The 11421-nt window shown below is 66.2% G+C and carries 8 protein-coding genes; all 8 read left to right on the top strand.

Annotation, left to right across the window (positions count from 1 at the left end; translation table 11 throughout):
- The first annotated feature begins 187 nt into the window (after window positions 1–187).
- The 8 genes from cooS to AB1578_17375 all read left to right on the top strand — a co-directional run bounded on the left by cooS (window position 188) and on the right by AB1578_17375 (window position 11189).
- On the top strand, window positions 188–2137 hold the full coding sequence (gene cooS, locus AB1578_17410) for an anaerobic carbon-monoxide dehydrogenase catalytic subunit (protein MEW6489674.1): 1950 nt from the start codon (window positions 188–190) through the stop codon (window positions 2135–2137).
- An 18-nt stretch (window positions 2138–2155) separates the two neighbouring features.
- On the top strand, window positions 2156–4357 hold the full coding sequence (gene acsB, locus AB1578_17405; GenBank protein ID MEW6489673.1) for an acetyl-CoA decarbonylase/synthase complex subunit alpha/beta: 2202 nt from the start codon (window positions 2156–2158) through the stop codon (window positions 4355–4357).
- A gap of 89 nt (window positions 4358–4446) precedes the next feature.
- On the top strand, window positions 4447–5805 hold the full coding sequence (gene acsC, locus AB1578_17400; GenBank protein ID MEW6489672.1) for an acetyl-CoA decarbonylase/synthase complex subunit gamma: 1359 nt from the start codon (window positions 4447–4449) through the stop codon (window positions 5803–5805).
- A 116-nt stretch (window positions 5806–5921) separates the two neighbouring features.
- A complete protein-coding gene (locus AB1578_17395) occupies window positions 5922–6803 on the top strand; it encodes a dihydropteroate synthase (GenBank protein ID MEW6489671.1) in 882 nt (293 codons plus the stop codon).
- Window positions 6804–7132: 329 nt separating this feature from the next.
- Entirely contained in the window at window positions 7133–7927 is a 795-nt protein-coding gene (locus AB1578_17390; GenBank protein MEW6489670.1) for an IclR family transcriptional regulator, read from the top strand.
- A 340-nt stretch (window positions 7928–8267) separates the two neighbouring features.
- On the top strand, window positions 8268–8828 hold the full coding sequence (locus AB1578_17385; protein ID MEW6489669.1) for an XRE family transcriptional regulator: 561 nt from the start codon (window positions 8268–8270) through the stop codon (window positions 8826–8828).
- A gap of 161 nt (window positions 8829–8989) precedes the next feature.
- Window positions 8990–9202 (top strand): hypothetical protein, encoded by a 213-nt coding sequence (locus AB1578_17380; protein MEW6489668.1) that lies wholly within the window; start codon window positions 8990–8992, stop codon window positions 9200–9202.
- A 49-nt stretch (window positions 9203–9251) separates the two neighbouring features.
- Window positions 9252–11189 carry a pyruvate carboxylase subunit B gene (locus tag AB1578_17375; GenBank protein MEW6489667.1) on the top strand — a complete coding sequence of 646 codons (1938 nt, stop codon included), beginning with the start codon at window positions 9252–9254 and terminating at the stop codon, window positions 11187–11189.
- Window positions 11190–11421 lie beyond the last annotated feature (232 nt).

The raw sequence follows: 11421 nt of genomic DNA, 5'->3' as shown, positions 1-11421 counted from the left end.
GAGCCGAGCTTCGGCAACGTGAAGACCCGCGGCATCCTGTGGGAGACGGTGACCGCCACCGATCTGCTCACCGCGGGGGCCGACATCCTGATCCTGCGCCACCCGGAGTCGGTGCGGGTCGTCAAGAAAGTCATCGAAGACGTGATGGCCTGAGGCTGTCGCGACCACTGAACGGAGGAACGAGATCATGGCAAAGCTTCGCGAGATCCAGGACATCACCGTCTGCGAGTCTACGACGCAGATGCTTCGGAAGGCGCGGGAAGAAGGGGTGAAGACCGCCTTCGACCGGGCCGACGAGCTGAGCGCCTGCCCCATCGGGGCCCAGAACGCGTGCTGCAAGCACTGCGCCATGGGGCCCTGCCGCCTGAGCTCCAAGGCGCCCTATGAGAAGGTGGGCGTGTGCGGCGCCAACATCGATACCTTCCAGGCCCGCGGGTTTGCCCGCATGGTGGCCGCCGGCACCGCGGCCCACTCCGACCACGGGCGTGAGATGAGCGAGCTCTTTCTCACCGTGGCCAAGGGGGAGAACCCCGACTTCGAGATCAAGGAGCCCGGAAAGCTCGTCGAGTTCGCCAAGCACATGGGCGTGGCCACCGAGGGCCGGGAGCAGAAGGACGTGGCCCTCGAGCTCGCCGAGGCGTGCCTGGGCCAGTTCACCCAGCAGAACGGGTACCTCAAGCTCTTCGAGCGCGCCCCCAAGAAGCGCTTCGAGAAGTGGAAGGAGCTCGGCATCCTCTCCCGCGGCGTGGACCGCGAGGTGGTGGAGATGATGCACCGTACCCACATGGGCGTGGATCAAGACTACCGCAACCTGGTGCTCGGCGCCGCCCGCTGCGCGCTGGCCGACGGCTGGGGCGGGGCCATGATCTCCACCGAGCTCTCCGACATCATGTTCGGCACGCCGCGCCCGGTGCGGGCCGAGATCGACATTGGGGTGCTCAAGGAAAAGGAAGTGAACGTCATCGTCCACGGCCACGAGCCTCAGCTCCTGGACATGATGGTGCGCCTCTCCGAGGACCCGGAGATGGTGGCCAAGGCCAAGGCCGTGGGTGCCGAGGGGATCAATCTGGTGGGGATGTGCTGCTCGGGCAACGAGCAGCTCGTGCGCCGGGGCGTGCCCCATGCCGGCAACTTCATGCAGTGCGACTCCGCCATCATCACCGGGGCAGTGGACGCCATGATGGTGGACGTACAGTGCATCCAGCAGGGGCTCCAGGAGCTCTCGAAGTGCTACCACACGAAGTTCATCACCACGAACTATCGGTGCAAGATCGAAGGCGCCCAGCACATCGAGTTCCACGGCGACCACGGCGCGCGGGAAGCCGGCGTGAAGCTCATGATGGAGGGCATCAACAACTTCAAGAACCGCAAGAGGGTCGTGATTCCGGACCGAAAGACGGCGATGGTCGGCGGCTTCTCCCACGAGACCATCAACTATATGCTGGGCGGGAGCTTCCGCTCGAGCTACACGCCGCTCAACGAAAACATCATCAACGGGCGCATCCGCGGCGTTGCCGGTGTGGTGGGGTGCAACAACCCCCGCGTCAAGCACGACTGGGTGCACATCGAGCTCGTCAAGGAGCTTCTGAAGAACGACGTCCTCGTCGTCCAGACCGGGTGCTCGGCCATCGCCATGGCCAAGCAGGGCTTCATGCAGCCCGAGGCGGCGGCAAAGTACTGCGGGCCCGGCCTCCGGGAGGTGTGCGAGGCGGTGGGCATGCCGCCGGTGCTGCACTCCGGCGCCTGCGTGGACAACAGCCGCATCCTGGTCGCGGTCTCGGAGATGGTCAAGACCGGCGGTCTCGGCGACGACATCAGCGACCTGCCGGTGGCCGGTGCGGCGCCCGAGTGGATGAGCGAGAAGGCCGTGGCGATCGGCCACTACTTCGTGTCGAGCGGCGTCTTCACCGTGTTCGGGGTGACCCTGCCGCACGTGGAGGGCACCAAGTTTGCCGAGTACCTCTTCGGCGGCCTCGAGAACGACCTCGGGGGCAAGTGGGCGGTGGAGCCCGACCCGTACAAGATGGCCAAGCTCATGATCGACCACATCAACTCGAAGCGCGAGGCCCTCGGCATCCATGAGAAGAAGGAGCGCAAGCTCTTCGACATGGAAGCCCGCCGCGAGCTCAAGGTCTAAGGCGAGGGAGACAAGACAATGTCCAAAATCATCCTTTCCGGAGTCATCCGCGGCGCGCACCAGATCTACGCGCGGGTGGAGAAGAAGGTCAACGACGCCATCGCCAAGCACGGGGCCGACAAGGAGGTGAAGCTCCCCAACACCGGCTACTTCCTGCCCGTGATCTACGGCATCCTGGGTCACAAGGTGGAGAAGCTCGGCGACATGCTGCCCGTGCTCGCCAAGTGCAAGAGCCTCCTGCCCCCGCAGGTCTCCGAGAACCTATGGGTGCCGTACCTAGGCCACGGCCTGGACGCCGGCATGCAGACGCTCTTCTGCTACGACATGGAAGAGGCCCTGAAGTACCTGGAGACCCCCCCCTACACCCTGGGCGAGGACCCCAGCCCCGACAATATCTGGCTCGGCGCCGCCGACGACGTGATCATGCGCAAGCGGGGCGTGGAGTTCGTGGACGGCTCCGCGCCGGGCTTCGCCGCGGTGGTGGGTGCGGCCCCCGACAGCAAGACGGCGGCCAAGATGGCCAAGGAGCTCCAAGAGAAGGGCATCTACGTCTTCATGGCCGGTGAGCACGGCGGCAAGACCTTCGCCGAGCAGCTCGTGGAGGAGGGCGTGCAGGTGGGCTGGCCCACCCGGCTCGTGCCCTTCGGGCGCGACACCTCGGCGGCCATCCACGCCGTGGGCTTCGCCACCCGGGCCGCCATGGCGTTTGGCGGCATCCAGCCGGGCGACTACGCGGGGATCCTGCGCTACAACAAGCTGCGGGTCTTCGCCTTCGTGCTCGCCCTGGGCGAGGTCGCCGACGAGTGGTACGCGGCCGCCGCGGGGGCCATCAACTACGGCTTCCCGACCATCGCCGACTCCGACATCCCGGAGATCCTCGTGACCGGCGTGTGCACCTACGAGCACGTGGTCTCCAACATCCCCCACGAGCAGATCGTGGCCAAGGCCATCGAGGTCCGGGGGCTCAAGATCCACATTTCGAAGATCGATATCCCGGTCTCCCACTCTCCGGCGTTCGAAGGGGAGCGGATTGCCCGCGACCAGATGTACGTGGAGCTCGCCGGTCCCAAGTCCGAGGGCTTCGAGTTCTGCCAGATGAAGCCGCTCGACGAGGTCGAGGACGGCAAGTTCGCCGTGGTCGGGCCGGACCTCAAGGACATGCAGGAGGGCAAGACCCATCCCCTGGCCATCTGGGTGGACGTGGCCGGCCGCAGCATGCAGCCCGACTTCGAGCCGATCCTGGAGCGGCAGATCCACCACCTCCTGAACGGCGCCGAGGGCGTGCTCCACATCGGTCAGCGCGACATCGTGTGGATGCGCATCTCGAAGAAGACCTTCGCGGCCGGCTTCAGCCTGAAGCACTTCGGCACCATCCTGCACGCCAAGTTCCACAACGAGTTCGGGAAGATCCTGGACAAGGTGCAGGTGACCATCTACACGGACCCGGCCAAGGTGAAGGAGCTCATGGGCCAGGCTCGGGCCGTGTACAAGGAGCGGGAGGAGCGCCTCGGTTCCATGACGGACGAGAGCGTCGATACGTTCTACAGCTGCACGCTGTGCCAGTCGTTTGCGCCGGACCACGTGTGCGTGATCAGCCCCGAGCGGCCGGGCCTGTGCGGTGCCTACAACTGGCTCGACGGCAAGGCCGCCTTCGAGATCACCCCCACGGGTCCCAACCAGCCCATCAAGAAGGGCGACACCCTCGACGACAACCTCGGGCAGTGGAAGGGCGTGAACGAGTTCGTGCTGAAGAACTCCCACGACGCGATTTCCTCCTTCAGCGCCTACTCGCTGATGGTGGACCCCATGACCTCCTGCGGCTGCTTCGAGGCCATCACGGTGCTCCTGCCCATGTCCAACGCGGTCATGGTGGTGGATCGGGACTACGCGGGGCCGACCCCCTGCGGCATGCCCTTCTCGACGCTGGCCGGCTCGGTGGGCGGAGGCGCCCAGACTCCGGGTTTCGTGGGGATGTCGAAGTTCTACATCGGCTCCAAGAAGTTCATCAGCGCCGACGGCGGAATCAAGCGGATCGCGTGGTTGCCCAAGGCGCTCAAGGAGTCGTTGAAGGAGGTGATCGAGAAGCGGGGCGCGGAGGAAGGGTGTCCCGATCTCTACGAGAAGATCGCCACCGAGGAGAACGCCACCACCGAGGAAGAGGTGCTGGAGTACATGAACAAGGTGGGGCACCCGGCCCTCGAGATGGACCCCATGATGTAGGCCGTTTCCCGGGGAGGGGTTCGCCCCTCCCCGGGGGCTGCGGGGAACTCCGCGAACTGCACGTTTGCTGACGAAAGGAGAATCGGCCCATGGGACTGACCGGCATCCAGATCTATAAATTGCTCCCGCAGACCAACTGCAAGGACTGCGGCGAGCCCACCTGCCTCGCCTTCGCGATGAAGCTCGCCGCGGGGAAGGCGGAACTCTCCAAGTGCCCCTATGTCTCGGAGGACGCCAAGGCGAAGCTCTCCGAGGCGAGCGCCCCTCCCATCCGCGTGGTGGAGCTGGGCCAGGGAGCCGCTGCCCACAAGGTGGGCGGCGAGACCGTGAAGTACCGGCACGAGAAGACCTTCGTGAACCCCACGGGTATTGCCGTGGCGCTCACCAACAAGACCGACCCGGCGGTCGTGGACGCCGAGGTCAAGCTTCTCAACGGAATCGCCTTCGAGCGGGTCGGGCTGACGCTCAAGCCGAGCTTCGCCTTCCTCTGGGACGAGAAGAAGGACCAGGCCTCCTTCGTGGAACTGGTCAAGAAGGTGGCCGCCGCCACGGAGAAGGGGCTGATCCTGTCCTCCGAGAGCGTGGACACCCTCAAGGCCGCGGCCGCGGCCATCCAGGGCAAGAAGTTTGCCCTCCACGCCGCCACCGCCGCCACGGCCGACGCCTTCGTGCAGATGGCCAAGGACTTCGGCTGCGCCGTCGTGGCCAAGGGGGACACCCTCGACGACCTGGCGGCCGTGGGCGAGAAGTTCGTTGCCGCGGGGCTCAAGGAAGTAATCCTCGATACCGGGTGGAAGGGGCTGCGCGAGACGCTCAGCGCCAACATCGCCATCCGGCGGGCGGCTCTGGACAAGAAGTTCCGGGCCCTGGGGTTCCCCACCATCGCCTTCCCCTGCGCCATGACCGACCACAAGGAGCTCCAGGCGGCCTACGCCACGGTGCTCATGGACAAGTACGCCGGTATCGTGGTGCTGGGCAGCCTCGACCCGGCCGTCAGCCTGCCGCTCCTGGTCAACCGGCTCAACATCTACACCGATCCCCAGCGGCCCATGACCATGGACCAGGGGATCTACGAGCTCAACAACCCCGGCCCCACGAGCCCCGTGATCATCACCACCAACTTTGCCCTCACCTACTTCGTGGTGAGCGCCGAGGTGGAGGCGAGCCGCGTGCCCACGTGGCTGCTGATCATGGACACCGAGGGCATGAGCGTGCTCACCGCGTGGTCTGCCGGCAAGTTCGTGGCCGACGCCATGGCGCCCTTCGTCAAGAAGACCGGCATCACCGACAAGGTGGGTCACAAGAAGATCATCATCCCCGGGTACGTGGCCCAGCTCTCCGGCGAGTTCGAGGAGGAGCTCGGCGAGGGGTGGAATGTGATCATCGGGCCCCGCGAGGCCGCGGATCTGCCCAAGTTCCTCAAGGACTACGCCGCCAAGGCGGGTTGAGCCGGGACGAGCGGGGACGGCCCCAAGGGGCCGTCCCCGGTGTCTCGGGCATTGGCGGTCTTCCCTCAGGCGGGGCCGCCCTCCGCAGATGACCGTTCAGCATCAGGAGGATTGGAATGAAGATTTACACGATTGCCGAGAGCATCAACATCATGTCGAAGACGATCGGCCCTGCGATCCGCGAGAAGAACAAGGGTCCGATCCAGCAGATGGCACAGGAGGAGCTCGACAAGGGCTCCGACATGCTCGACCTGAATCTCGGACCTGCCCGCAAGGCGGGCGACGAGGTGATGGAGTGGCTCGTCAAGACCGTGCAGGAGGTCAAGAAGGACGTGCGCCTCGCCCTGGATACCACCAACACCCTTGCGGTCGAGGCGGGCCTGAAGGTGTGCAACGAGCGGGCGCTCGTGAACTCCATCTCGGCGCAGCCCCAGAGCATGCAGGAGCGCCTGCCGCTGGTGAAGAAGTACGACGCCGACTTCGTGGCGCTCACCATGAGCGAGGAAGGCATCCCGCGCGACGCCAGCGAGCGGGCCGTGGCGCTCTCCACCATCATGGCCATGGGGGACGAGCTGGGCATCGAGCACGCCCGCTACTGGGTGGACCCCATCGTGCTGCCCGTCTCGGTCGACATCAACCAGGTGAAGGCCTACATGGAGTTCCTGCCCATGGTGAAGGACATCGTCCCCGGGGCGACCAACACCTGCGGCCTCTCCAACGTCTCCAACGGGGCACCCCACGAGCTTCGCCCGATCTTGAACCGGGTGTACCTGATGATGCTCTACAACCTGGGCCAGGAGTCGGCCATCGTCGACGCCTACGACAAGGACATGATGGATCTGTGCCAGGGCAAGATGGCGGCCCAGGTAGCCTATGTGAAGAAACTCCAGGACGGGGAAGACGTCGCCCCGAAGAACGACACCGAGAAGGTGCTGTACAAGACGTTCAAGGTGCTCAACGGCGACGTGCTCTACTCCCACTCCTGGCTCCAAGACTGATCGCACGGCGAGAGGAGGGGAGGCGTGAGCCTCCCCTCCTCTTTTTTTGCGCTTGACAAAAATAGAACACCATTTTACAGTCAAGGGCGGCGTTCACCGGGAAACATGCGGGAGATGGGCAGGAGAGCGGGAAGCGCGGCGCGGTGCCTCGCCGGGCACGGATTCTCGGCTGCTTGCGGCCTACCCGGAGCGTTTGGCGTTTGGCTGAGGGTGCAAACCGTTTGTCTGGTTGACACGGGGGCGGACTCCCTGGTAGATTGCACGGTCTTTCACATCCAAGTCCAAGTCACGGGCGCCCACTGCGGTGCCGGCAGCGAGGCAGGTGTGTCGTGGGAAAGAGAAAGAAGTCGAGCTACATCATCCAGTCGGTAACCAACGCGCTGGATCTCTTGGAGGAGTTCCGGGGCGAGGACACGGAGCTGGGGGTCACCGAGCTCTCCAAGCGCCTGGGGCTGCACAAGAACAACGTGTTCCGGCTCCTCGCGACCCTGGAGAGCCGCGGGTACATGGAGCAGAACAAGGTCACGGGCAACTACCGGCTGGGGCTCAGGGTGCTCGAGCTCGGGCAGGTGTTCATCAAGCACATGGGGCTCCTGAAGATGGCGCGCCCCATCCTGGAGGAGATCGTCGAGCGGTGTAACGAGACCTCCTACCTGGGAGTGATTCGCGATGACCGCGTCGTCTACGTGGACGTGGTGGAGGCCACCCGGCCGGTGAGAGTGATTTCCCGGGTGGGCGTGGGGCTGCCGGTCTACTGCTCCGCGGTGGGCAAGGCACAGGTCGCCTTTGAGTCGGCCGACGAAGTGGAGCGGATTCTCAACGAGAACCCCATGAAGCGCTACACGGCCCACACCCTGCCCGACCGGGGGGCGGTCCTCGCCCAGTTGGAGGAGATTCGGCACCGGGGCTGGGCGCTGGACGACGAGGAATACGACGAAGGCATCCGCTGCGTGGGCGTCCCCGTGCGGGACTACACCCGCAGAGTGATTGCCGGACTCTCCATCTCCGGGCCGGCGTACCGGTTCACCGGGGATCGGATCGAGACCGAGCTCGCCCCCCTGGTCCTGGAGGCCGGCCGCAAGCTCTCGGCCCGCCTGGGGTACGAGGTGGGCCAGGAGGCCTGAGAGTCGGGCACGGCAGGGCAAGAAGAAGCCCCTCTTCTCGGAGAGGGGCTTCTTCTTGCCCTGCCCTTGGCCTTTAGTTGTGCTAAAGGTCTTTTATTCATGCTAAAGAGTCCTTGACCCTCGGGGGGGCTTTGCATAGAATGCGGCCGCTTGCACGAGCCCCCGTTTCGCCCCGCAGGCGGCGCTCCGCCGCGCTGCGGGGAAGTCGCCAGGAAGCCCCGTGAAACGAGCCCCGTCCTCCATCGCCGCGCCCAAGGGGGCCCGCCGGCCTCCCCGCAGGGCTTCCGGAGCCGGGTCCGGAGGGGGGGAGGCGCGCGAGGGCTTTGCCGAGGACTTCCACATCGGCGCCAAGATCAAGAGCCTGCGGCAGCTCCGAAAGAAGACGCTCCAAGAAGTCGCTGACGAGACGGGATTCTCTCCCGCCCTCATCTCCCAGGTGGAGAACAACAACGTTTCTCCTCCCATCGCCACCCTGGCGAAGATTGCCAAGGTGCTGGGAGTCCGGGTAGGGTACTTCTTCCGCGACGACGGACCCGAAGAGGCCTACGAGGTCGTACGGCGGGGGGAGCGGCCGGCGGTGACCCGCGTGATCTCGAGCACCGGGGGCCAGCACGGCTACACCTACGACGCGCTGACGTACAAGAAGCGCGACAAGATCATGGAGCCGTTCCTGCTCTCGGTGGATGCCGGGATGCGGGACGAGGAGACCCTGTACAGCCACGAGGGTGAGGAGTTCCTCCTGGTCCTCGAGGGGGAGGCCGAGCTGCTCCTCGAAAAGGAGCGGATCGTCCTGCGGGAGGGCGACAGCGTCTACTTCGAGTCGACCCTGCGCCACCGGCTCCTGTCCCACGGATCCGGGCAGGGGGCCAAGGTTCTCGCGGTGCTCGCGAAGGGAGCGTAAAGGTAGCGCGTTGCGGGTTGTCGGTTGCGGGTTGGAAGAACCCCTGGATCCTTTCCTGGGTCTGCGCCGGAGGCGCCCCAACGCGCAACGTGCAACATGCCACGTTCATTTCCGCCAGGCCTAGGCCGAAGCGGCTGGAACTTCTGAAGAGGGGAGGAGCCATGAGCAGACATCCCGCCAAGAAGGTGGCTGCCGCGGTGGCGGCCGTCGTCCAGTTCCTCGCCGAGTCCGAGGCCGCCGCAGCCGTGGCTCCGGCGGCCGCTCCCGCGGCCCTCGGCCCGGCCCCCCTGCCTGCCGGCTGGGGCCTGGCAGGGCGCCAGGAGTCCATGGCGCTGCGCGATCTGTGGCAGCGCCGCATTCCCAAGTCCTGGTAACGGTCCCGTTCCGTTTCGATTTCCGGTTTCGGAGGACAAGGAGCGCACGATGAGCAAGTCCGCCAAGAATTCCCTCAAGATCACGGACCTCACCTTTCGCGACGGGCACCAGAGCCTGTTTGCCACGCGCAAGCGCACGGAAGACATGGAGGCCATCGCCGAGAGGGTGGGGCAGGTGGGATACCATGCCCTCGAAGTGTGGGGCGGCGCGACCTTCGACACCATGCACCGGTTCCTGGGGGAAGACCCATGGGACCGCCCCCGGCGGCTGCGCCGGTTCATCCCCAAGGAGATCAAGTTCCAGATGCTCCTGCGGGGGCAGAACCTGGTCGGGTACCGAAACTATGCCGACGACGTGGCCAACGCCTTCGTGGACCAGGCCTGCGAGGCGGGGGTGGAGATCTTCCGGATCTTCGACGCCCTCAACGACGAACGCAACTTCGAGACCGCCGCGAGGGCGGTGAAGCGAAACGGCCAGCACTTCCAGGCCGCGCTCTCGTACACCGTGACCGAGTCGCGCATGGGCGGCGCCATTTTCACGAAGGACTACTGGATCGAGAAGGCGAAGATCTTCGCCTCCATGGGCGCCGATTCCATCTGTATCAAGGACATGGCGGGCTTGCTCGATCCCAACGACGCGGCCGAGCTCGTCAGGGCCATCAAGAAGGCGACGAAGCTGCCCCTCGAGCTCCACTGCCACAGCACCTCGGGCCTGGCGGAGTATGCGTTCCTCAAGGCCATCGAGGCGGGCGTGGACATCATCGACACCTGCTCCGCACCCTTTGCCAGCCGTACGAGCCACCCGGCGGTCGAGCCCATTGCCGCCATGCTCCAGGGTACGGAGCGGGATCCGGGACTCGACATGGCGGCGCTCAACGACGTCGCCGAGTACCTGGAGTCCCTGGCCCCCAAGTACCGGCACCTGCTCGACACCACGCGGCTCGCGGTGGTGGACATCGGGGTGCTCATCCACCAGGTGCCGGGGGGGATGCTCTCGAACCTGGTCAACCAGCTCCGGGAAGCCGGCGCCGAGAACCGCCTCAACGAGGTCTTCGCCGAGCTGCCCCGGGTGCGCAAGGACCTGGGCTATCCTCCCCTGGTCACCCCCACGAGCCAGATCGTGGGAGTGCAGGCGGTGATGAACGTGCTCATGGGCAAGCCCGGCGGGGCGATCGCCGAGCGTTACAAGATGATCTCCGGGCAGGTCAAGGACTACTGCTTCGGCCTCTACGGCCAGCCCCCCGGGCCCATCGACCCCGAGCTCCAGAAGCTGGCCCTCAAGGGTTACCCCCGGGGCGAGAAGCCCATCACCTGCCGGCCCGCGGACGTCCTGGAGCCGGAGCTGGAGAAAGCCAAGGCCGAAATCGGCGACCTCGCCAAGAACCGGGCAGACCTGCTCCTCTACACCCTCTTCCCCACCACCGGGAAGCGCTTCCTGGCCGTGCGGGCAGGAAAGGAGCCGGCTCCGGCGGAGTGGAAGCCCCGCACCCTGGAGGACGCCAAGCGGGAGCAGGAACTGTGCCGCAAGGCGCTGGCGGGCCAGCTCGAGGAGAAGGCCGCCAAGCCTGCGGCGGCCCCCGGACCGGGCGCCCGCACCTTCCAGGTGTTCGTGGACGGGGAGTGCTTCGAGGTGGCGGTGGAGGGGGTGGGCGGCGCCCCGATGGTGACCGCCGTGGCCCCGGCCGCTGCCGCCCCCGCCCCCGCCCCCAAGCCGGCGGCTCCCCCGCCCCCGGCTGCCGCCCCTGCCCCGGCGGCGGCCCCGGCGGCCGGAGCCAGGGGGCAGGTGTGTGCCCCCATGCCCGGCATGGTGGTGGACGTGCTGGTCAAGGCCGGCGATCCGGTGAAGGCCGGGGACGTGGTGGTGGTGCTGGAGGCCATGAAGATGGAAAACGGCCTCGAGGCCCCGGTGGACGGCGTGGTCCTGGAGGTGCTCGCCTCCAAGGGTGCGAACGTCGCCAAGGACGCGGTGATCCTCACGATCGGGTGACCCGCCGGTCGCAGGCTGGCGCCGTCGACGGTGGGTACTGAACACTCCCGGGGCCGAGCGGCTCGGGATCTTGGGGTGCAAGGAGGACGTCCATGAGTGTTGAGAAGAAGTTCGAGCTCCTGGCGAGCAAGAACCGGGAAGCCGAGGCGGGGGGCGGCGCCGACCGGGTGGCGAAGCACCACGAGCAGGGCAAGCTCACGGCGCGGGAGCGCCTGGAGTATCTGTTCGACCC

Source organism: Thermodesulfobacteriota bacterium (genome assembly GCA_040756475.1).
Classification (GTDB): Bacteria; Desulfobacterota; Deferrisomatia; order Deferrisomatales; family JACRMM01; genus JBFLZB01.
Note: the sequence above shows the minus strand (reverse complement) of the source record. Positions and strands in the feature narration are given on the sequence as shown.